This window comes from Denitromonas iodatirespirans (assembly GCF_018524365.1).
Classification (GTDB): Bacteria; Pseudomonadota; Gammaproteobacteria; order Burkholderiales; family Rhodocyclaceae; genus Nitrogeniibacter; species Nitrogeniibacter iodatirespirans.
The window spans coordinates 16,084-35,938 of record NZ_JAEKFT010000027.1 but is presented as its reverse complement, the minus strand read 5'-3'; the positions used below and the strand labels follow the sequence as shown (position 1 = coordinate 35,938).

The following is a 19,855-nucleotide window of genomic DNA, read 5'->3' as shown; positions in this document are numbered from 1 at the left end:
GGGAGGCCATCCATGCGACACAAGGGAGAGATCCTCGCCGTCGACGACACCCCGGCTTCGCTGAGGCTGCTCACCGATATCCTGCGGGGCGAAGGCTACCAAGTACGTTCGGCCATCAGCGGCGAACTGGCGCTGGGGGCCGCAATGAGACAGCCCCCCGAGTTGGTGTTGCTCGACATCAACATGCCGGGCATGGATGGCTTCGAGGTGTGCACGCGACTCAAGCAGGACGAGCGCACCCGCGACTTGCCGGTAATCTTCGTCAGCGCCTCGGCGGAAACCGGAGAAAAGGTCAAGGGCCTGCAGATCGGCGCGGTGGACTACGTGACCAAACCGTTCCAGCGGGAAGAATTACTCGCCCGCGTGCACACCCATCTGGAGCTGTATCGGCTGCGCCATCGGCTTGAGGACGTCGTGGCGGAGCGGACCCACTCGCTCCACCAGAGCGAGTTGAAGCTGAGAAAGACCTTGCTCGATTCGGTCATGGCGATCGCCGCAACCGTCGAAATGCGCGACCCGTACACGGCGGGCCACCAGCGGCGGGTCGCCGAGATCGGCGCGGCCATCGCCCGGGACCTGGGCATGAGCGAGCACCGGGTCGAAGGCCTGCGGCTCGCGTGCGTGGTCCATGACGTGGGCAAGGTGAAGATCCCGGCCGAAATTCTCAACAAGCCCGGCCGTCTGTCCAAGCTGGAGTTCGAGCTGATCAAGAACCATGCGCAGGACGGCTACGAAGTCCTGAAGGAAATCGACTTCCCCTGGCCGATCGCCCAGTTCGTGCTGCAGCACCACGAGCGCCTGGACGGTTCGGGCTATCCCAACGGGCTCAAGGGGGAACAGATTCTGCCCGAATCGCGCATCCTGTCCGTGGCGGACGTGATCGAAGCCATGGCCTCCCACCGCCCCTACCGCCCAGGCCTGGGGATCGAAGCGGCCCTCACGGAGATCGAGGTCAACCGCGGCGATCTGTTCGACTCGGAAGTCGTCGAAGTGGCCCTGAACCTGTTTCGCCACAAGGGCTACCAAATCGACTTCTCCGGCAGAATCTCAACCACGTGGGGCCCGGCCTCGTGCCCACCCCTTGCGCCGACCGATGCGCCTTCCGGTAGCCTCTCCGCAGCATCGAACACATCGCCCTCTCCGGTATGAGCCTGCGCTGAAGGCGCGCCGGGCTGCAGCCGTAGCGACGCGGAGCCGGGAGCCACCCGGTTTCACCCCCGGATCGCTGGGCGAGCCCAGAACAAGCCCTGGCGCCGGAAAATACCGATAGAAATCATCAGGTTTTCGCCAATCTTTCGGGTAAAATCGGCGCCCAACCATGGGCCCGGAGTGGGTACTCCCTTCTGTCGAGGGGCTGCCTTGGGATCGCGTTCTATTTCGCGGCTGGATTCGAGCGGTACGGGGACTGAACAACGAATGCTGGAGCGAGTCAGTGCTGGCATGGCGCGCGCGCAGGCGTGGTCGCGAAAACTGCTGGTTTGTGCCCTTACCCTGGCCATGTGCTCTGCCACGGCCGCATCCGCCCAAGCCCTGGCGCTCTCCGACCGCCCCCTCGAAGAGTTGCTGAACACCGAGATCATCACCGCCGACCGCTTGGCGCGGCAGATCAGCGACGCGCCGTCCGCGGTTTCCATCGTCACGGCCGAAGACATCAGAACCTACGGCTACCGGACGCTGAGCGACATCCTCGACAGCATGCGTGGCGTAGCGATGTCGCACAATCGCTACTACGGCTTTCTCAGCGGGCGGGGATACGGCAACGCGGGGAGCTTCTCGGGCCGGATCACACTGCTGATCGACGGCTACCGGGCCCCCGACAACTACTACGGGCAAACCTATTTCGGCGCCGACGGCCTGCTTGACGTCGAGCTGATCGAACGGGTCGAGTACATTCCCGGCTCGGGGTCGAGCAGCTACGGCGACTCGGCCTTCCTCGGCGTCATCAACGTCATTACGAAAAAGGGCCGTGCCGTCGGCGGCGTGACGCTCGGCGCGGACGCCGGTAGCCATGGATGGCGGCGCAAGCGGGTGGCGTTCGGCCAGCAATTCGACAGCGGGCTCGATCTGCTCGTATCGGCCTCCGGCCTCAGTAGCGATGGCCGCACGATGTCGACAGACGACGTCAGCCCCGGATTCGAAGGAAAAGGCTACGAGAACGACCACAACCGCCGCTATTTCCTGAAAGCGGGCTACGCGGGCTGGACCTTCGAAACCGCGTCGGCCAAACGCTGGGTGCCACATGAGAATGGCCGGGACGTTGACGACAGCACCTTCGCCCGGTTGCGCTACGACGGCGAGCTGGGGCCGGCACTCAAGACATCGGTCGACTTCTACTACGGCCGGTATCGGTGGACATTCCGCGACGGTAGGCACCGCCTGTCCACCGGCGGCGACTGGCGCGGCGTCGATGCGAAGCTCGTCGGGACGTGGTTCGACAAGCACACCATCGTGACCGGCGTCGAATACCGAGATGACTTCCGCCAGGGGTTCAGCGAAGACGATCCGGATTTCGACTATTCGGCGAGCGACTGGACATACCGCCGAACCACCAGCCTGTATGGCTACGACGACATCACCCTCAGCGATGCGCTGCGTTTCAGTTTCGGCGCCAGACTGGATGCCCGACAAGGGCGCCGCTCCAGGCTCAACCCGCGTGCCGCGCTGATCTGGACACCCGGCACAGGCACGACCCTGAAGCTGTCGGCCGGACAGGCGCATCGCCAGCAGACGGCCGCTTCCGAATCCTGGGCGCCCGACCCGCTCGTCGAGCGCGTCTCCACCACCGAGCTGGTACTCGAGCAGATGTTCGGGCCCAGAACGCGTCTGACCGCTTCGGTCTACCGCTACCGCATCGACAACTATATCTACAACCTGCAGCTGGGCTGGGTCGCAGGAAATTTCGGAGCGATCGACTCCCGGGGGTTCGAAACCGAGCTCGAACACGTGTGGGACAACGGTATCCGCCTGCGGGCCAGCTACGCCCATCAGGATGCGAAACGCGAGGATGGCCGCGTGCCCTCCAATCTGGCCCGCCACATCGGCAAACTCAACCTGAGCGCGCCCCTACCGGGCCAACTTCGGATCGGGGCCGCCGTCCGCTACCTCGGTCGCCGCCTCAACGACGCCGACACCTACGAACCGGCACACACGGTCGCCGACCTGACCCTGAGCGGACACTGGGACAACCTCTTTGCGAGTGTGTCCGTTCGCAACGTGGGGAATGCCGACTACCGCGAGATCAGCGAGGCGCAGGTGACCCCGGAAGGCGCCTATCCGGCGGATGGCCGGAACGTGTGGTTCCAGATGGAGTACCGCTTCAAATGAAGCGTCTTCGTCGCGCGCTTCTTTGCCTGGCCTACCTGTGGGCCTGTCAGCCCCTGTCTGGTGCGACGCAGACGGGTGCGGTGCCCGAGTTCGCGATGAAGGCGGCCTATCTCTACAACTTTGCGCAACTGGTCGAGTGGCCGGCCAGCCAGGCCGCAGAAAGCGGGCGTTTCGACCTGTGCATTCTCGGCCAGGACGACATCGTCGACGCGCTCGAACAAATGCGTGGCAAAACGATCGACGGCCGGCCGCTGAACCCTGTGCGGGTCACCTCGACGACCGATGTGGCGGAGTGCCGGCTGTTCTATGTCGGCGAATTCGGTGGTCACCGCGCCACCCGCCTGCTCCGCAGCTTGCACGGCGCCCCAGCGCTGACAGTCGCCGACGATCGGGCGCTGATCGATGTACCGACGATGATCACGCTGCTGCGGGCCGATCGGCGCCTCGGCTTCGAGGTCGATCTCGGCCCCGCCAAGCACGCCCAGATCAGCTTCAGCTCCAAACTGCTCGGCCTGGCCCGACGGGTGAAAACCGAATGAAACTCAAGGATCGTTTCAGCGGCCTGCCGATCCAGAGCAAGTTGTCGTTCATCAACGTCATCGCGGTCATGGTCGCGCTACTCCCGGTCGTCGCGATCACACTTGGCTACGAGTACTACTCGATCCGCCGTTCGATCGTCGCCGAGGCCGAGGTACAGGCGAGCATCATCCGGGACAACATCGTGGCGGCCACCGCGTTTTCCGATGCCGCGGCCGCCGGCGAGATTCTCCATGCGCTTCGCGCCTCCCCCCATGTCAGGCAGGGCGCCGTATTTCTGCCTGACGGTACGGTGCTCGCGCAATACCTCGCGCCCACCGAAGGCACCAAACCACCGCCGAACCCGGTCTTCCCGGACGCGACCTCGGACCTCGGCGGGAGCATCGTCGTGAGCCGGGCGGTTCGCCTCAAGCAGGATATCGTCGGTGCACTGGTCATCGAGACAAGTACCGCGCCGCTGCGGGATCGGCTGACCGTCTACCTGCTCGTGGTCCTGTTCTCCACCGCGGTCGGGGTTGCCATTGCATGGCGGCTTTCCAAGTGGTTGAAGGAGAGCATCACCGGTCCGCTGTCCGAGTTGCTGGCCCTTGCGAACTACGTTTCCGAGCATCAAGACTACCCGCCGCCGCGGCAGGGCGACTACGGCTCCGACGAAATCGGCAAGCTGTCGCACGCGTTCGACGACATGCTCTCGGGCATCCGGCGGCGCGATCTGAAGCTGAGCCAGATGGCCTACTACGACAACGTCACCGGCCTGGCGAATCGCCACTATTTCATGGAGCGCCTCCATCAGGCGGTTGCCAGCACCTCGCGGTATGGCACGCGCTGTTGCCTCATGTTCATTGACCTGGACAACTTCAAGACGGTCAACGATACCCATGGACACGATGTCGGGGACGCCCTCCTCCGAGAGGTCGCTCGCCGGCTGACGCAGGTCTCGCGCAACAACGACTTCGTCTGCCGCATCGGCGGCGACGAGTTTGCCGTCATCGTCGATGGCGTGACCGACCTGAGTGGCCCGAGCGTTCTTGCCGGAAAGATCGTCGACGCGCTGTGCAGCCCCGAGGTGATCGACGGAAAGGAGCTCGTGATCGGGGCCAGCATCGGCCTTGCCGGCTGTCCGGAACACGCGAACACCGTCGACGAATTGCTGCGCACCGCCGACTGCGCCATGTATCGGGCGAAAACGGAAGGCAAGAACGGATTCCGGATCTACTCGCCCGACATGTCGGATACCCCACCACCGCGAGAAGCCACGCGCCCCTAAGCAGGCAAGGCGCAGCTTGACGCCGACGCGAGCGGCCTCGGCGCAGCGCTCAGCGAAGCGCCATCTCCTCACCGGCCGCCCTTGCCAGGGCATTTGCCACACCCTGCCGCACATGGCGCCAGCGGATTGGCCGATGTCGACCTACTCTAAGAAAGTCGGTGCGTCTGGGTCGCAAGGTCGGTTCTGCCGCCCGTGCGACGGGCAGCCGGCAGGCGGCGTCGCCCCGCCGGGACGACGCCGCAGGGCGGGCCGCCGGTCCGTCCCCCTTGTGACTGATCCGGAGGAGACCCCTGTGAAGACAATAATCCCGACACGGGAAGCACAGCCGGCAACATCCGTAGCTGGCCGACGCCGCTTTCTGACCCATGCCGCACTCGGCGGCGCCGCCATCGCCGGCGCGCCGTTCATCGGCAATGCCGAAGCGGCCAAAGGCAAGACCTGGAAAGTGCAATCCACCTGGGACGCCGGCACCACCGGCTACGCCCTGTTCGAGGAATGGTGCAACGGCTTCAAGGAGGCCACCGGCGGCGAGCTGTCGATCCAGCCCTTCGGCGCCAAGGCGGTCGCGGCCGACAACAACGCCTTGTTCGAATCGGTGCAGACCGGCGTGCTCGACGGCATGAACCCCTTCACCCTGTACTGGGCGGGCAAGATGCCGGCCAGTGTCTTCCTCTCCTCCTACCCGGTGGGGCCGGACCAGCCGGCGCAGTGGGACACCATGTTCTACGGGCTCGGCCTGCTGGAGATGACCCGCAAGATCTATGAGAAATTCGGCCTGGTGTATGTGGGGCCGATCCAGCATGACGCCAACATCATCCACTCCAAGAAGCCGGTGACCAGCGTGGCGGACTTCCAGGGCCTCAAGCTGCGCGTGCCCGGCGGCATGGTGTCGGAGGTGTTCCAGGCCTTCGGCGCGAGCACGGTGAGCCTGCCGGGCTCGGACATCTTCCCGGCGCTCGAAAAGGGCACCATCGACGCGGCCGACTATGTGGGCCCGGCAGTGAACTGGGACCTGGGCTTCGCGCAGGTGACCAAGTACATCCTGTTCGGCCCGCCGGGGCTGATGTCGGTGTACCAGCCGGTCGACCTGATGGACCTGACGGTCAACATGCGCGCCTGGAAAGGCCTGTCGCCGCAGATGCAGCGGATGGTCGAGGACCGCGTGAAGACCTACTCGGTGAATCACTATGTGTCGATCCAGAAGCGCAATGTCGAGGCGCTCGAGAAGTTCGAGAAGGCCGGCAGCGTGATCAACCGGATGAGCACGCAGGATCTGGACGCCTTCCGCCGGGCGGCAATCCCGATCTGGTACAAGTGGGCCAAGAAGGACAAGGCCGCCTCGGAGGTGTTCAAGCTCCAGCTCGACTACATGATGAATCCGATCATGGGTTACGTGACCGCCGCCGACATCAAGGGGCAGAGCCTCTAGATCCGTTCCGACCCGAAGCACCGCACCGCCCGGCCTGCCCGGCGCGGTGCGGCCTGCGCGCGCCACGCTGGAGGAGACGCATCCATGAACACAGAACCCGACTTCGGCTTCGTGCTGCCGCATCTGGTGTATTGGGGCTGGCTGGCCATCATGCCGCTGATCTTCATCCCCTGGGCCCGCTGGCAGGAGGCCCGCCAGCCGCAAGCGCCGACGCCGGACGAAAAACTCGCCACCGAGCTGCTCGCCGAGGAAGACCCGGCGCTGCATGTCGAGACTGGCGTGACCCGCGTGATCGATGCGCTCAGCAAGTGGTCGGGCATCTTCGTTGCGTTCTGGACGGTGAATGCGGTGGTCGCCTACTTCTACGAAGTGATCATGCGCTATGTGTTCAACCAACCGACCATCTGGGTGCATGAGTCGTGCTTTTTGCTGTTCGGCATGCAATACCTGCTGGCCGGCGCCTACACCCTGCTCACCGGCGGGCATGTGCGGGTCGACGTGCTCTACATCAAGCTGCCGCCGCGCGGGCGCGTGGGCATGGACATCTTCACCTCGGTGTTCTTCTTCATCTTCGCCATCGCGCTGTTCGGCACCTCATGGGGCTTCTTCATGTCCTCCTACGGCATGGGCGAGACCACGGTGGAGACCTGGGGCATCCAGTACTGGCCGGTCAAGGCCACCATGGTGATCGGCGCCAGCTTGCTGCTCTTGGCCGGCATCTCAAAGCTGATCAAGGACATCGTCCTGTTCCGGCGCATGGGACGGGAGGGTTGAACATGGCCGCATCCACCGCCTCGCGCAGTCTCTCCGGCCGCCTCGGCACCGCCGCCCTCATCCTCTCCACCGGCGCCGCCCTGTTCGTCTTCGGCGTCGAGCTGATCAACGTATTGTTCTACGACCCCTACGAGGACGCGCGCTTCCTGTTCACCACCGCCGGCCTGCTCGAAGACGTGGAGATTCGCGAACTCACCTACATCATGTTCGGCTCGCTGCTGGTGCTGCTCATGCTCGGCCTGCCCCTGGCCTTCGTCACCGGCGGCCTCGGCGTGGTGTTCATCTACCTTATCGGCGGCCAGGTGATGGTCAACATCATCCCCTCGCGCATCTTCCCGATGATGACCAACTCCGACCTGGCGGCCATTCCGCTGTTCATCTTCATGGCCTCGATGCTCGAACGCGCCGGGCTGATCGAGGAGATGTTCGACGTCATCTACCAGTGGATGGGCGGGCTGCGCGGCGGTCTGGCGGCCGCCACCATCATCGCCTCGACCATCCTCGCCGCCATGGTCGGCGTGATCGGCGCGGCGGTAGTGACCATGGGCATCATCGCCCTGCCCGCCATGCTCAAACGCAACTACGACCCGCGGATCGCCCTGGGTTCGATCATGGCTGGCGGCACCCTGGGCATCCTGATTCCGCCCTCGATCCTGGCCATTCTGTATGCCGTGGTGGCGCAGCAGTCGGTCGGCGAGCTGTACCTGGGTTCGCTGCTGCCGGGGCTGATGCTCTCCGGCCTGTATGTGGCCTACGTGCTGCTGCGCACCTGGCTGCGCCCGGAGATGGGCCCGGCAGTGCCGCCCGAAGAGCGCATCTCGCTGGGGCAGAAACTGCGCTTGCTGCTCAAGCTGGTGGCACCGGTGATCTTGGTGATCCTGGTACTCGGCCTGCTCTTCGCCGGCATCGCCACGCCCGTCGAAGCAGCCGGCATCGGCTCCTTCGGCGCCATCATCGTCGCCATCATGCACCGGCGCTTCAACCTCATCGCGCTCAAAGAGGCCTCGGTCAGCACCGTCAAAGCCTCGGCCATGGTGCTGTGGATCATCTTCGGCGCCTCGATCTTCGTCGGCTTCTACATCCTGCAAGGCGGCCAGACCTTCATCAGCGACGCCATCCTCGGCACGGGGCTGTCGCCCTACGGCATCCTGTTCCTGATGATGGTGCTGCTGGTGATCCTCGGCATGTTCCTCGACTGGGTCGGCATCCTGCTGCTGGCGGTGCCGATCTTCGTGCCGATCATCAAGGCGCTCACCTTCGACGGCCTGTTCGGCCTGCCCGCCGTGCCCGGCGACAAGGTCGCCCTGTGGTTCGGCGTGATTTACCTGGTCAACATGCAGATGAGCTTCCTCAGCCCACCCTTCGGCTACGCCCTGTTCTACATCCGCGGCGTCACGCCGGAGTCGATCAGCATGGCCACCATCTTCCGCTCGGCGCTGGTTTTCCTGGCGCTGCAGGTGCTCGGGCTGCTGCTGTGCATCTTGCTGCCGGGGATCGTGACCTATCTGCCGACGCTGGTGTATGGGTAGGCGTCACATGTAGCCCGGATGCAGGCCGAAGGCCGGAATCCGGGATGGGCGGTTGATCGACCCGAACTACATGTTGCTCGCACAACGACTGCACCCGGATTCCGCTGCGCTGTATCCGGGCGACGCCCTGCCGACGGTGAGCGTCAGGCAGCCACCAACCACTCACCTTCGCGCTTTGCCACGCCGGCCTTGACCAGACTGTCGATCAGCCAGTCGGCGAGGCGCTCGGGGGTTTCGTGGAGGAAGCGTTGGTTGGCGATGCGGAACAGCGGCGTTCGCTCGAGCCAGTCGGGGAGGTCGGCCAGGGGCATGCGGCGCATGTCGAGCAGGGAGAAGGTGGTGCAGCCGCGGATGGCGTTGCGGGCCATGCGGCGGCCGTCTTCTTCGAAGGCGCGCAGGCGGGCGTAGGCGGCGGCGAGGGCTTCGTCGACTTCGACGAAGGGGGCGCCGTGGCCGGGGATGACATGGCGCACCGGCAGGCGGGCGATGGCATCGAGGGTACGACGCGCTTCGCCGATGCCGTCGCCGGTGCCGAGCACGTCGGCGAACAGGATGCCGAAGCCCTCGCGCCACAGGGCGTCGCCGGAGATCAGCACACCGTGGTCGCGGTTGAAGAACATCAGCGCGTCCATGTCGTGGCCGGGCGCGGCCAGCGCCTCCCAATGCAGGCCGCCCATGTCGCGCTCGAAACCGGGGTGGATCTTGGCATCGGCGCTGAAGCGCTCGCCGGTCTGCTTGGCGACGGTGAGCAGCAGGGCGTTTTCATCCCATTGCTGGACGGCGTCATGCATGCCGGCGGGCACGGTGATGCGGCAACCGAAGGCGCGCTGTACGGCGGCGTTGCCGCCGATGTGGTCGGAGTGCGAATGGGTGTTGACGATGTCGGTGAGCTGGCGGCCGTCGAGCGCACTGCGCACCAGGGCGACGGTCTGCTCGGCATGGCTGACATAGCCGGTGTCGACCAGCACCGCGCGGTCGCCGTCGAACAACAGGATGTTGTTGGACGACAGCCAGCCGCGCTCGAGCACACGGATGGATGCGGGCAGGCGGCTCATGACGGGCGCCGCCCCGCCGCCTCGGGCAGCGTGTCGAGCCGGCGGTACTCGGCCGAGGCGAAATGCGCCGGGTCGGCGAGCGCGGCCAGCGCCATGGCCGTGGCGTCCACGCCCCAGAAGGGTTCGCCGTCGACCAGCAGCGTGGGCACGCCGAACACCCCGGTAGCCAGTGCGGCCTCACCGTTGGCGCGCAGGCGCGCCTTGCAGTCGGGCTGCGCCACCGCCTCGCGGGCCGCCTCGGGCGACAAGCCGGCCGCGGCGCTCAATGCCGCCCAGCCGGCTTCGCTGTTGGGGTCCAGCCCCTCGCCCCAGATGACGCGAAACATGGCCTGGATCGCGGCCAGCTCATCGGCCACCACGGCCAGGCGCAGCGCGGCGATGGGGTTGAACGGATGCGCCGGCGGAAACACCAGCGGCAGCCCGGCCTGCTCGGCCAGCCAGCGCACATGGCGGTAGGTGAAGCGCCGCTTGGCCGGGATCTCGGCCGGGCCACGCTGGCCCCAGTGGTCGAGCAGACCGGCGAAGACCACCGGCACCGGGCGCACCGCCGCCACTGCGGTCACGGCGGACAGCTGCTGCGACTGCAGGTAGGCGAAGGGCGAGATGAAGTCGAATATCCAATCGACGGAGGGGCGCATGGGGGTCTCCTCGGGGGGCGCGGCGGCGTCACGAAGCGGATTCGTCAGTCGACGGGCTGCGCATCGTCCGGCGTGATCGGCACATGATCGGCCGGCGGCGGCTGGACGTCGGCGTCTGTCGGGTCGTCGCTGTGGTCGTTGCCGAAGATCTCGTCGGCCGAACGGCCGCAGCCGATACAGGTTTCGGAATCGGGGTCGATCTCGCAAATGCCGATGCATTCGGACATGGGCGCTCCTGGCTGGCGAGCCGCGCGGGCTCAGAATTTTTCGGGCCGCAGCACCTCGACCTCGCTCGCCCACAGGATCATCGCGTAGTTGTCGTAGTACTGCGCCTGCAGGTGGGCGGCGATGGCGGCCGCGGTGTCGTCGTTGCACACCACCTCGATGCGGATGTTGCTGCTCGCATCCCAGCCGGCGTTGCGCACCCCGCGACGCCCTTTGCCACGCGCCTCGGTGATGGTGTAGCCATGCGCGCCGAGCCGGTCGAGGTCGCGCACCAGCGCGCTCTCGATCGCCCCTTCGGTGACGATGGTCAGCAGCTTGCGGATACGGTCGTTGGCCAGGCTCATGGCTCAGGCTCCCAGGAAGGCGTGCACACGCTCGGCCATCGCATGATAAAGCGGCACGCCGATCAGCACATTGAACGGAAAGGTGATGCCCAGCGAGGCGGTGAGCGACAGCGTCGGGTTGGCCTCGGGCACCGACACCCGCATGGCCGCCGGCACCGCGATGTACGAAGCCGAGGCCGCCAGCGTGGCGAGCACCGCCGTGCCGCCCATCGACAGCCCCAGCGCCCAGCCGAGCAGCGCGCCGATCAGTGCCGAGCCCACCGGCATGAGCATGCCGAAACTGAGCAGGAACAGGCCGTACTGGCGCAAGGACCCGATCTGCGCCGCGGTGATCAGGCCCATTTCGAGCAGGAAGATGGCCAGGATGCCCTTGAACAGGTCGAAGAACAGCGGCTTGATCGACACCACGCCCTCGGGCCCGGCGATCCAGCCGATGAGCAGGCCGCCGAGCAACAGCACGATGCCCTTGCCGAGAAACACTTCGTGCATCACCGCGCCCCAGCGCGTCTCGCGGCTCATGCCGCGCGCCAGCACGATGCCGACCAGGATGGCCGGCACTTCGAGCACCACCAGCAGGAGCGGCATGTGGGCTTCGAAGAAGATCTCGCGGGTGCCGAAGTAGGCCACCGCCACCGCGTAGGTGCCGACGCTGACCGAGCCGTAGTGGGCGGCGATCGAGGCCGCATCGGCGCGCTGGAAGCGCCCGAGGTGGCGCAGCACCGGATAGGCCACCAACGGCAGCGCGAAGCCCATCGCCAGCACGGCGAGGATTTGCGGCAGCAGATCGCCAAAGGGCTGCTTGGCCAGCTCGATGCCGCCCTTCAGGCCGATGGCGAGCAGCAGCAGGATGCTGACGAAATCATAGATGGCCGCCGGCAGCCGCAGCTCGGCGCGCGCCAGGCCCGCGATGAGGCCGAGCAGGAAAAACAGGATGATCGGATCGATCGGATTCATCGTCGCTCACAGACAAATCGGGGCAACGCGCCCCCGGGCCGCGACCCCACCGGCCGCACGGCCCGACAAACTGACGGCCGTCGGCGCAAAAGGTTCCGGCGCGGCGGGCGGTGCGCCCTCCTCCCCCCGCCTGGCGAAACACCCCAGTTAGGACGTGCGCCCGCCGCTCGCCTGCGGATCGTGGTCGAACACATCGAGCGCCGCTTCGCGCTCGGCCACCCGCGCCAGGATCGCCCGCTTCTCGTCGTCGCCGATGCGACTCCAGGCGGTGATCTCGTCGATCGTGCGGGCACAACCCACGCACAGACCGGTGCGGGGGTCCATTTTACAGATGTCGATGCACGGCGACGCCACGCTCATACGCAGGCGCCCCGCTTGGCCAGCACCGCGCGCGCCACTTTCGAGGCCGGCTCGCGGCCCAGTTGGGCGCTGATCCATGCTGCGGTGTCGACCAGACGGTTCAGGTCGATGCCGGTGTCGATGCCCAGCCCGTCGAGCAGGTAGACCACATCCTCGGTCGCCACATTGCCCGAGGCACCGGCCGCGTAGGGGCAACCGCCCAGCCCGCCGACCGAGGCGTCGAACACCGCCACGCCCCTCTCCAGCGACGCGTAGATATTGGCCAGCGCCTGGCCGTAGGTGTCGTGATAGTGGCCGGCCAGTTTACCCACCGGCACCCGCGCCGCTACGGCGTCGAGCATGCGCTGCGTCTTGCCCGGCGTGCCGGTGCCGATGGTGTCGCCGAGGCTGACCTCGTAGCAGCCCATGTCGAACAGCGTGGCGGCCACCTCGGCCACCGCGGCCGGGGCGATCTCGCCCTCGTAAGGACAGCCGAGCACGCAGGACACATAGCCGCGCACCTTCACGCCGGCCGCCTGGGCCGCCGCCATCACCGGTTCGAAGCGTTGCAGCGATTCGGCGATCGAACAGTTGATGTTCTTCTGACTGAAGGACTCGGAGGCCGCACCGAACACCGCCACCTCCTCGGCGCCGGCAGCCAGCGCCGCCTCGAAGCCTTTCAGGTTCGGCGTCAGCACCGGATACCCCACGCCGGGCAGGCGCTGGATGCTTGCCATGACTTCGGCGTTGTCACCCATCTGCGGCACCCACTTGGGCGACACGAAGGAGGTCGCCTCGATGCTCTTCAACCCGGCCGCACCGAGCCGGGCGATCAGCTCGACCTTGACCGCCGTGTCGATCACCTGCTTTTCGTTCTGCAGCCCGTCGCGCGGACCGACGTCGACGATGCGGACCTGTGTCGGAAGATTCATGCCTTCACCTCGAACTCAACCAGCTCATCACCATCGCCCACCTGGTCGCCGACCGCGAAGCGGAAGGCCTTGACCGTGCCGGCGGCGGGGGCGGCGATGGTGTGTTCCATCTTCATCGCTTCGAGAATCAACAGCGGCGCGCCCTTGTCGACCGCGGCGCCGGCCTGGGCGATGAGCGCGATCACCTTGCCCGGCATCGGCGCCAGCAGGCCGCCTTCGGCGCCACCGCCCTCGCCGGCGAAGTGCAGCGGGTCGACATTGGACAGCTGCCAGGCACGACCGTGGAAGAACACATGGCGCTTCTCGTTGGCGGCCACCACGGTGGCGTCCATGCGCATGCCGTCGAGCTCGACGCGCAGCAGGCCGCGGTCGTTCAGCTCACCGCGCGCCTCGACCGACTTGCCGTCGACCGTCAGCGTGTAGCCGTCGGCACGGTAGGCCACATTCACGGTTTTCTGGTCTTCGCCAAGGCGGAAGATCAGGTCGCGCTTGGCCGAGGCGTTCAGGCGCCAGCCGTCGCGGGCATGCCAGGGCGAGAGCGGGTCTTCGTCACGGCGGGCTTTGGCCGCGCCGCGGTTGGCCTCGCGCAGCAGTTCGGCCAACGCAGCCACGTACCAGACCTCGGCCGGCGTGGCCTTGGCTTCGGGGAAGAGGTAGGCCTTTTCGCGCTCGATCAGGCCGGTGTCGAGGTCGGCGTTGGCAAAGGCCGGGCAGGCGGTCAGGCGCGACAGGAAGCTGATGTTGTTCGATACGCCGACCACGCGGTACTCGGCCAGCGCCTGCAGCATGCGCGCCAGGGCGCGCTCGCGGCTGTGGTCCCAGACGATGAGCTTGGCGATCATCGGATCGTAGTGCGGGCTGATCTCGTCGCCCTCTTCGACGCCGGTGTCGACCCGCACATGCAGGTTCTCGGCCGGCGGCGACAGGTGGAGCAGCGCGCCGGTGGAGGGCAAAAAGCCCTTGTCCGGGTCTTCGGCATAGATGCGCGCTTCGAGCGCATGGCCGCGGATCTGCAACTGCTCCTGCGCCAGCGGCAGCGGCTCGCCCGAAGCGACACGCAGCTGCCACTCGACCAGGTCGAGGCCGGTGATCATCTCGGTGACCGGGTGCTCGACCTGCAGGCGGGTGTTCATCTCCATGAAATAGAAGCTGCCGTCCTGGTTGGCGATGAACTCCACCGTGCCGGCGCCGACATAGCCGACCGCCTTGGCCGCGTCGACCGCCGCCTGGCCCATGGCGGCGCGGCGCTCGGGCGTCATGCCCGGCGCGGGCGCCTCTTCGAGCACCTTCTGGTGGCGGCGCTGCACCGAGCAATCGCGCTCGAACAGGTACACGCAGTTGCCCTGGGTGTCGCCGAACACCTGGATCTCGATGTGGCGCGGGCGGGTGATGTATTTCTCGATCAGCACATGGTCGTCGCCGAAGCTGGAGATGGCCTCGCGCTTGCACGAGCCGAGCAGATCGAGGAAGTCCTCGGCCTTCTCCACCAGGCGCATGCCCTTGCCGCCACCGCCGGCGGCGGCCTTGATCAGCACCGGGTAGCCGATGCCGTCGGCCTCGCGCTTGAGGAGCTCCGGGTCCTGGTCGTCGCCGTGGTAGCCCGGGGTGAGCGGCACGCCGGCCGCGCCCATGATCTTCTTGGCTTCGGACTTGGAGCCCATGGCCTGGATCGCCGACACCGGCGGGCCGATGAAGACGATGCCGGCCTCGTCGCAGGCATGGCAGAAGTCTTCGTTCTCCGACAGGAAGCCGTAGCCCGGGTGGATCGCCTGCGCGCCGGTCTGCTTGGCGGCGGCGATGATCTTGTCGATCACCAGGTAGCTTTCCTTGACCGCGGCCGGGCCGATCAGCACCGCCTCGTCGGCCAGGCGTACATGACGCGCGTTGGCGTCGGCCTCGGAATACACCGCCACGGTCTTGATGCCCATGCGTCGCGCGGTCTTGATGACGCGGCAGGCGATTTCACCGCGGTTGGCGATAAGAATCTTCTCAAACATGGTGCACCTCCGCGGTGAAATCGACGCAAACACACCCTTGGCTCTGCTGTGCCATGGCGGCCCCGGCGTCGCTGCGCTCGGCCGGGCTACGCGGCTGGTCACCGCGGTTCGCGATCAGGATTTTTTCAAACATGTGTCTTCTCCACCGTTTCTGTCATTGTTCTGTTCCGCCGAGCGTCACCCGCCCGGCCGGGGTATCGAGTTCGGCGCTCAAGCACGGGGTCTGCCCCGGCATGAGCGTCTGCCATTCGAGGCAGGCATCCAGCCCGAGCCGGGCCAGTGGCGCCTGCAGGGCGCCGGCCTGCGGATGTGCGCAGACCAACCGCAGCAGGCGGCAACCGACGTCGGCCAGGGAGTCGGCCGGATGACGCGCGTCGGCCCACTGGATCAGCGTTGGCTGCACGCCGTCGGCCACCAGCCGGCCGTCGGCGGGCACCGAGATCTGCCACCGGAAATCGCCGCGCGCCATGGGCATCACCGCCCCCGGCGAGATGGCGAAGGCCGCCACATCGGCCGCGATGTCGTCCGTGCGCAGCACCCAGGTGGCCAGCCGCGGAGCGGCATCGGGGGCCAGCGCATCGAGTCCGAACCAGCGCGGGTGCGCCGGGGGCGGCGCGGCCGGATTTACCGCGATCACTTCCAGGTACACGCCGGGGCCGAGTGACAACAGGGCGTTGTGGGTGCCCATGCGCACATGCTCGCCACCGGCCTGCATCGGCACGCCCAGCGTCGCTTCGACCCAGGCCACGCCGGCGGCGAGACTCGGGGCGGTGACGACCAGATGATCGATGGCCCTCATGCGGCCACCTCGTGCTGCCGCGGGCGCAGCCGGCGCCGCACGAAGCGCCACAGGCTCACCACCAGCCACAGCGCCAGTGCCATGAACACGCCCAGCGCCACCAGGAAGAGCACCGGATGGTTGAAGAGCGTCCACACCCCGCCGACGAACAGCGCGTCTTCGCCGAGCGAGGTGACGACATTGCTCACCGGCTCCGGCGAGGTGTTGATCGCCGCGCGGGCGCCGGCCTTGGCAAAGTGCGTGCCGGCCGCCAGCGAACCGCCGAGCAGGGCGGCGAGGATCTGCGCATTGCCCGACTGGTCGCCCATCACCGCCGCCGCCAGCGCGGCGCCGGCCGGAATGCGGATGAAGGTATGCACCGCATCCCACACCGAATCGAGCCAGGGCAGCTTGTCGGCAAAGAACTCGGCGAGCAGCATCAGGCCCGCCAGCCCGAGCACCAGCGGATGGGTCAGCATGTCGAGTTCGCCGGGCAGTTGCACCCCGCCGAAACGCCCTACCACACCGAGCACGAACACCAGCGCATACAGCCGCAAGCCGCTGGCCCAGCCCAGGCCGGCCGCCAGGGCGGCGAGCGAGGCCATGTCGACCGGCAGGTCGCGCCAGTCGAGCAGGGGCTGCACTCTGTCGAGCAGGACGGGCAGTTCGTTCATGACCGGCAACGGCCGCTCAGGCCTGCGGCACCCAGGCCGCCGGGCGCTTGTCAAGGAAAGCGCTCAGGCCTTCCTTGGCTTCCGGCGTGCTGCGCAGCGTGGCGATACGGCGTGAGGTGTCCTCGACCACGGCGTCGGACACCGGCTGGTTGGCCACGGCACGGATCAGGGCCTTGGCCGCCGCCTGCGCCTTGGGCCCGCCCTGCAGCAGCGCGGCGACGATCTCGGCCACCTTGTCGTCCAGCGCCTCGGGCGCCACCACTTCGTGGGCCAGGCCCAGCTCGCCGGCGCGCGCAGCGCTGATGCGCTCGGCGGTCTGGAAATAGCGGTAGCTCTGGCGCTCGCCGATGGCGCGGATCACATAGGGGCTGATGGCCGAGGGGATGATGCCGAACTTGACTTCCGAGGTGGCGAAGATGGCCTTTTCGCTGGCCACGCAGATGTCGCAGGCCGAGGCCAGGCCCATGCCGCCGCCCAGGGCCGCGCCCTGCACGCGGGCGATGGTCGGCGTGTCCATCTCGGACAGCGTGCGCAGCATGCCGGCGAGCCGGCGCGCGTCGGCCAGATTCTCGTCCACACTGGCCTCGCCGGCGGCCTTCATCCAGTTCAGATCGGCACCGGCCGAGAAGCTCTTGCCGCGCCCGGCCAGCACCACCACGCGCACCGATTCGTCGGCGTCGAGCTGGACGCAGGCGGCGGTGAGGTCGGCGATCAGCTGGGCGTTGAAGGCGTTGTGCACGTCCGGCCGGTTCATCCAGACGGTGGCAATGCCGCCGTCACGTTCAATGTCGAGGGTCTCAAACATGGTCATCTCTCTTACATGCGGAACACGCCGAAGCGGGTCGGCTGGATCGGGGCGTTGAGCGAGGCGGACAGCGACAGGCCGAGCATGCGCCGGGTCTGGGCCGGGTCGACCACGCCGTCGTCCCACAGGCGGGCGGTGGCGTAGTAGGGGTGGCCCTGGGCTTCGTACTGCTCGCGGATCGGCGCCTTGAAGGCTTCTTCGTCCGCGGCGCTCCAGCTGCCGCCCTTGGCCTCGATGCCGTCGCGGCGCACGGTCGAGAGCACGCTGGCGGCTTGCTCGCCGCCCATCACCGAGATGCGGCTGTTGGGCCACATCCACAAGAAGCGCGGGCTGTAGGCGCGGCCGCACATGCCGTAGTTGCCGGCGCCGAAGCTGCCGCCGATGAGCACGGTGATCTTGGGCACCTGGGCGGTGGCCACGGCGGTGACCATCTTGGCGCCGTCCTTGGCGATGCCGCCGTTCTCGTACTTGCGACCGACCATGAAGCCGGTGATGTTCTGCAAGAAGAGCAGCGGAATGCCGCGCTGGGCGCACAGCTCGATGAAGTGCGCACCTTTCTGCGCCGATTCGCCGAACAGGATGCCGTTGTTGGCGACGATGCCGACCGGGTAGCCGTAGAGCTGGGCGAAGCCGCACACCAGGGTGCTGCCGTAGCGCGCCTTGAATTCGTCGAAGCGCGAGCCGTCGACCACACGGGCGATGATCTCGCGCACGTCGTAGGGCTTGCGGGTGTCGGAGGGGATGATGCCGTAGATCTCGGACGGGTCGTAGATCGGCTCCTCGCCGGTGCCCAGGGCCAGACTCACCGGCTTGACCCGGTTGAGGTTGCCGACGATGCGCCGCGCGATGTTGAGCGCATGGCTGTCGTTCTCGGCCAGGTGGTCGGCCACGCCCGAGATGCGGGTGTGCACATCGCCGCCGCCCAGGTCTTCGGCCGTGACCACCTCGCCGGTGGCCGCCTTCACCAGCGGCGGGCCGCCGAGGAAGATGGTGCCCTGGTTCTTGACGATGACGGTCTCATCCGACATGGCCGGCACATAGGCGCCGCCGGCGGTGCACGAGCCCATCACCACGGCGATCTGCGGGATGCCCTTGGCCGACATGTTGGCCTGGTTGAAGAAGATGCGGCCGAAGTGGTCGCGGTCGGGGAAGACTTCGTCCTGCTTGGGCAGGAAGGCGCCGCCGGAGTCGACCAGATAGACGCAGGGCAGGTTGTTCTGCTCGGCGATCTCCTGCGCGCGCAGGTGCTTCTTGACCGTCATCGGGTAGTAGGTGCCGCCCTTCACGGTGGCATCGTTGGCGACGATCATGCACTCGGTGCCCTTGATGCGGCCGATGCCGGTGATCACGCCGGCCGAGGGCGCGTCGTTGTCGTACATGCCGAAGGCGGCCAGCTGGCCGACCTCGAGGAAGGGCGTGCCCGGGTCGAGCAGGTGGCCGACACGATCGCGCGGCAGCAGCTTGCCGCGCGCCAGGTGCTTGTCGCGCGCGCTCTCGCCGCCGCCGAGCGCCACCTGGGCGGCCTTGTCGCGCAGGTCGTCCACCACCGCCTGCATGCTCTCGGCGTTGGCGCGGAATTCCTCCGAGCGCGTGTTGATCTTCGATTTGATCGTGCTCATGTCTCCTCGTCCTTGTCGTTGGTGCAGCTGTTTACAGCTGCTTTTCGTTCTGGATGCGCGGGGCGGTGGCCGGCGCGCGGTAGTCGGCCATCGCACGCAGCAGGGTGTCGATGTCGTCGCCGCGGATCAGCAGCGACGCGTTTTCGGGCTTCATGAAACCCTCTTCCACGCCGTTGGCGAGCATCTGCGCCAGCGGGGTGTAGTAGTTGGCCACGTCGAGCAGGCCGATCGGTTTGCGGTGGAAGCCCAGTTGCGACCAGGTGAGCACCTCGAACAGCTCCTCGAAGGTCCCTAACCCGCCGGGCAGGGCGATGAAGCCGTCGGACAGCTCGGCCATGCGTGCCTTGCGGGTGTGCATGGAGTCGACCACTTCGAGCCGGGTGAGCGCCCGGTGGCCCACTTCCCATTCGAGCATCGCCTCCGGAATCACGCCGATCACCGAACCGCCGGCCGTCATGCAGGCATCGGCCACCACGCCCATCAGGCCGACGTTGCCGCCGCCATAGACCAGCTCGATGCCGCGCTCGGCCAGGGTGCGGCCCATCCTCTCGGCCGCCGCCGCATACTCGGGGCGGGCGCCGTGGCGGGCCCCGCAGAAGACGCACAGTCGCTTGAAGCGCATGGATCGGTTCCGT

The 19,855-nt window shown here is 67.0% G+C and carries 21 protein-coding genes; 7 read left to right on the top strand and 14 right to left on the bottom strand.

Translation table 11 applies throughout. The features are described 5' to 3' along the window. Positions 1–12: 12 nt before the first annotated feature. The 7 genes from I8J34_RS19130 (at position 13) to I8J34_RS19100 (ending at position 8,860) form a co-directional block, all read left to right on the top strand. Complete coding sequence (locus I8J34_RS19130) at positions 13–1,149, top strand: HD-GYP domain-containing protein (RefSeq protein ID WP_214363237.1); 1,137 nt, start codon at positions 13–15, stop codon at positions 1,147–1,149. A 267-nt stretch (positions 1,150–1,416) separates the two neighbouring features. Continuing rightward, complete coding sequence (locus I8J34_RS19125) at positions 1,417–3,324, top strand: TonB-dependent receptor plug domain-containing protein (protein WP_214363236.1); 1,908 nt, start codon at positions 1,417–1,419, stop codon at positions 3,322–3,324. Then, the gene (locus I8J34_RS19120; protein WP_214363235.1) at positions 3,321–3,863 is read left to right on the top strand and encodes a YfiR family protein; all 543 of its coding nucleotides are present in this window, start codon (positions 3,321–3,323) and stop codon (positions 3,861–3,863) included. The genes I8J34_RS19125 and I8J34_RS19120 overlap by 4 nt, the downstream gene beginning before the upstream one ends. Continuing rightward, on the top strand, positions 3,860–5,128 hold the full coding sequence (locus tag I8J34_RS19115; RefSeq protein WP_214363234.1) for a diguanylate cyclase: 1,269 nt from the start codon (positions 3,860–3,862) through the stop codon (positions 5,126–5,128). The genes I8J34_RS19120 and I8J34_RS19115 overlap by 4 nt, the downstream gene beginning before the upstream one ends. 292 nt (positions 5,129–5,420) lie before the next feature. Further along, complete coding sequence (gene dctP / locus I8J34_RS19110) at positions 5,421–6,557, top strand: TRAP transporter substrate-binding protein DctP (RefSeq protein WP_214363233.1); 1,137 nt, start codon at positions 5,421–5,423, stop codon at positions 6,555–6,557. Positions 6,558–6,641: 84 nt separating this feature from the next. Further along, complete coding sequence (locus I8J34_RS19105; RefSeq protein ID WP_214363232.1) at positions 6,642–7,331, top strand: TRAP transporter small permease subunit; 690 nt, start codon at positions 6,642–6,644, stop codon at positions 7,329–7,331. Between the two features lie 2 nt (positions 7,332–7,333). Then, the gene (locus I8J34_RS19100) at positions 7,334–8,860 is read left to right on the top strand and encodes a TRAP transporter large permease (RefSeq protein WP_214363231.1); all 1,527 of its coding nucleotides are present in this window, start codon (positions 7,334–7,336) and stop codon (positions 8,858–8,860) included. 143 nt (positions 8,861–9,003) lie between these two features. Here I8J34_RS19100 and I8J34_RS19095 read toward each other — a convergent pair whose 3' ends face one another. From I8J34_RS19095 to I8J34_RS19030, 14 genes are all read right to left on the bottom strand, one after another. After that, on the bottom strand, positions 9,004–9,915 hold the full coding sequence (locus tag I8J34_RS19095) for an MBL fold metallo-hydrolase (RefSeq protein ID WP_214363230.1): 912 nt from the start codon (positions 9,913–9,915) through the stop codon (positions 9,004–9,006). Beyond that, complete coding sequence (locus tag I8J34_RS19090; protein WP_214363229.1) at positions 9,912–10,553, bottom strand: 2-hydroxychromene-2-carboxylate isomerase; 642 nt, start codon at positions 10,551–10,553, stop codon at positions 9,912–9,914. The genes I8J34_RS19095 and I8J34_RS19090 overlap by 4 nt, the downstream gene beginning before the upstream one ends. Before the next feature lie 44 nt (positions 10,554–10,597). After that, positions 10,598–10,780: a DUF1289 domain-containing protein gene (locus I8J34_RS19085; RefSeq protein WP_214363228.1), complete on the bottom strand. Its 183-nt coding sequence runs from the start codon at positions 10,778–10,780 to the stop codon at positions 10,598–10,600. Between the two features lie 30 nt (positions 10,781–10,810). After that, entirely contained in the window at positions 10,811–11,122 is a 312-nt protein-coding gene (locus I8J34_RS19080; RefSeq protein WP_214363227.1) for a P-II family nitrogen regulator, read from the bottom strand. Between the two features lie 3 nt (positions 11,123–11,125). Then, positions 11,126–12,076 carry a sodium-dependent bicarbonate transport family permease gene (locus I8J34_RS19075; protein WP_214363226.1) on the bottom strand — a complete coding sequence of 317 codons (951 nt, stop codon included), beginning with the start codon at positions 12,074–12,076 and terminating at the stop codon, positions 11,126–11,128. A 147-nt stretch (positions 12,077–12,223) separates the two neighbouring features. Then, complete coding sequence (locus I8J34_RS19070; protein WP_214363225.1) at positions 12,224–12,436, bottom strand: DUF1289 domain-containing protein; 213 nt, start codon at positions 12,434–12,436, stop codon at positions 12,224–12,226. Beyond that, positions 12,433–13,347, bottom strand: coding sequence for a hydroxymethylglutaryl-CoA lyase (locus tag I8J34_RS19065; protein WP_214363224.1), 915 nt, complete (start codon positions 13,345–13,347; stop codon positions 12,433–12,435). Before I8J34_RS19065 ends, I8J34_RS19070 begins: the two co-directional genes overlap by 4 nt. After that, positions 13,344–15,344, bottom strand: coding sequence for an acetyl/propionyl/methylcrotonyl-CoA carboxylase subunit alpha (locus I8J34_RS19060; protein ID WP_214363223.1), 2,001 nt, complete (start codon positions 15,342–15,344; stop codon positions 13,344–13,346). The genes I8J34_RS19065 and I8J34_RS19060 overlap by 4 nt, the downstream gene beginning before the upstream one ends. Then, positions 15,337–15,477, bottom strand: a complete 141-nt coding sequence (locus tag I8J34_RS19055; protein ID WP_214363222.1) for a hypothetical protein — start codon at positions 15,475–15,477, stop codon at positions 15,337–15,339. Before I8J34_RS19055 ends, I8J34_RS19060 begins: the two co-directional genes overlap by 8 nt. Before the next feature lie 21 nt (positions 15,478–15,498). Then, positions 15,499–16,143 (bottom strand): VOC family protein, encoded by a 645-nt coding sequence (locus tag I8J34_RS19050; RefSeq protein WP_214363221.1) that lies wholly within the window; start codon positions 16,141–16,143, stop codon positions 15,499–15,501. Continuing rightward, positions 16,140–16,796 carry a DUF4126 domain-containing protein gene (locus tag I8J34_RS19045; protein ID WP_214363220.1) on the bottom strand — a complete coding sequence of 219 codons (657 nt, stop codon included), beginning with the start codon at positions 16,794–16,796 and terminating at the stop codon, positions 16,140–16,142. The genes I8J34_RS19050 and I8J34_RS19045 overlap by 4 nt, the downstream gene beginning before the upstream one ends. A 16-nt stretch (positions 16,797–16,812) precedes the next feature. Next, positions 16,813–17,601, bottom strand: a complete 789-nt coding sequence (locus tag I8J34_RS19040; protein WP_214363219.1) for an enoyl-CoA hydratase/isomerase family protein — start codon at positions 17,599–17,601, stop codon at positions 16,813–16,815. Between the two features lie 11 nt (positions 17,602–17,612). After that, the gene (locus tag I8J34_RS19035; RefSeq protein WP_214363218.1) at positions 17,613–19,220 is read right to left on the bottom strand and encodes a carboxyl transferase domain-containing protein; all 1,608 of its coding nucleotides are present in this window, start codon (positions 19,218–19,220) and stop codon (positions 17,613–17,615) included. 31 nt (positions 19,221–19,251) lie between these two features. Then, a complete protein-coding gene (locus I8J34_RS19030; protein WP_214363217.1) occupies positions 19,252–19,842 on the bottom strand; it encodes an LOG family protein in 591 nt (196 codons plus the stop codon). Positions 19,843–19,855 lie beyond the last annotated feature (13 nt).

Excerpts from the sequence above, each read along its gene's own strand:
- I8J34_RS19130 (WP_214363237.1), top strand. The coding sequence starts at position 13 with ATGCGACACAAGGGAGAGATCCTCGCCGTCGACGACACCCCGGCTTCG.
- I8J34_RS19125 (WP_214363236.1), top strand. The coding sequence starts at position 1,417 with ATGCTGGAGCGAGTCAGTGCTGGCATGGCGCGCGCGCAGGCGTGGTCG.
- I8J34_RS19120 (WP_214363235.1), top strand. The coding sequence starts at position 3,321 with ATGAAGCGTCTTCGTCGCGCGCTTCTTTGCCTGGCCTACCTGTGGGCC.
- I8J34_RS19115 (WP_214363234.1), top strand. The coding sequence starts at position 3,860 with ATGAAACTCAAGGATCGTTTCAGCGGCCTGCCGATCCAGAGCAAGTTG.
- I8J34_RS19105 (WP_214363232.1), top strand. The coding sequence starts at position 6,642 with ATGAACACAGAACCCGACTTCGGCTTCGTGCTGCCGCATCTGGTGTAT.
- I8J34_RS19100 (WP_214363231.1), top strand. The coding sequence starts at position 7,334 with ATGGCCGCATCCACCGCCTCGCGCAGTCTCTCCGGCCGCCTCGGCACC.
- I8J34_RS19095 (WP_214363230.1), bottom strand. The coding sequence starts at position 9,915 with ATGAGCCGCCTGCCCGCATCCATCCGTGTGCTCGAGCGCGGCTGGCTG.
- I8J34_RS19090 (WP_214363229.1), bottom strand. The coding sequence starts at position 10,553 with ATGCGCCCCTCCGTCGATTGGATATTCGACTTCATCTCGCCCTTCGCC.
- I8J34_RS19085 (WP_214363228.1), bottom strand. The coding sequence starts at position 10,780 with ATGTCCGAATGCATCGGCATTTGCGAGATCGACCCCGATTCCGAAACC.
- I8J34_RS19080 (WP_214363227.1), bottom strand. The coding sequence starts at position 11,122 with ATGAGCCTGGCCAACGACCGTATCCGCAAGCTGCTGACCATCGTCACC.
- I8J34_RS19075 (WP_214363226.1), bottom strand. The coding sequence starts at position 12,076 with ATGAATCCGATCGATCCGATCATCCTGTTTTTCCTGCTCGGCCTCATC.
- I8J34_RS19070 (WP_214363225.1), bottom strand. The coding sequence starts at position 12,436 with ATGAGCGTGGCGTCGCCGTGCATCGACATCTGTAAAATGGACCCCCGC.
- I8J34_RS19065 (WP_214363224.1), bottom strand. The coding sequence starts at position 13,347 with ATGAATCTTCCGACACAGGTCCGCATCGTCGACGTCGGTCCGCGCGAC.
- I8J34_RS19060 (WP_214363223.1), bottom strand. The coding sequence starts at position 15,344 with ATGTTTGAGAAGATTCTTATCGCCAACCGCGGTGAAATCGCCTGCCGC.
- I8J34_RS19055 (WP_214363222.1), bottom strand. The coding sequence starts at position 15,477 with ATGTTTGAAAAAATCCTGATCGCGAACCGCGGTGACCAGCCGCGTAGC.
- I8J34_RS19050 (WP_214363221.1), bottom strand. The coding sequence starts at position 16,143 with ATGAGGGCCATCGATCATCTGGTCGTCACCGCCCCGAGTCTCGCCGCC.
- I8J34_RS19045 (WP_214363220.1), bottom strand. The coding sequence starts at position 16,796 with ATGAACGAACTGCCCGTCCTGCTCGACAGAGTGCAGCCCCTGCTCGAC.
- I8J34_RS19040 (WP_214363219.1), bottom strand. The coding sequence starts at position 17,601 with ATGTTTGAGACCCTCGACATTGAACGTGACGGCGGCATTGCCACCGTC.
- I8J34_RS19035 (WP_214363218.1), bottom strand. The coding sequence starts at position 19,220 with ATGAGCACGATCAAATCGAAGATCAACACGCGCTCGGAGGAATTCCGC.
- I8J34_RS19030 (WP_214363217.1), bottom strand. The coding sequence starts at position 19,842 with ATGCGCTTCAAGCGACTGTGCGTCTTCTGCGGGGCCCGCCACGGCGCC.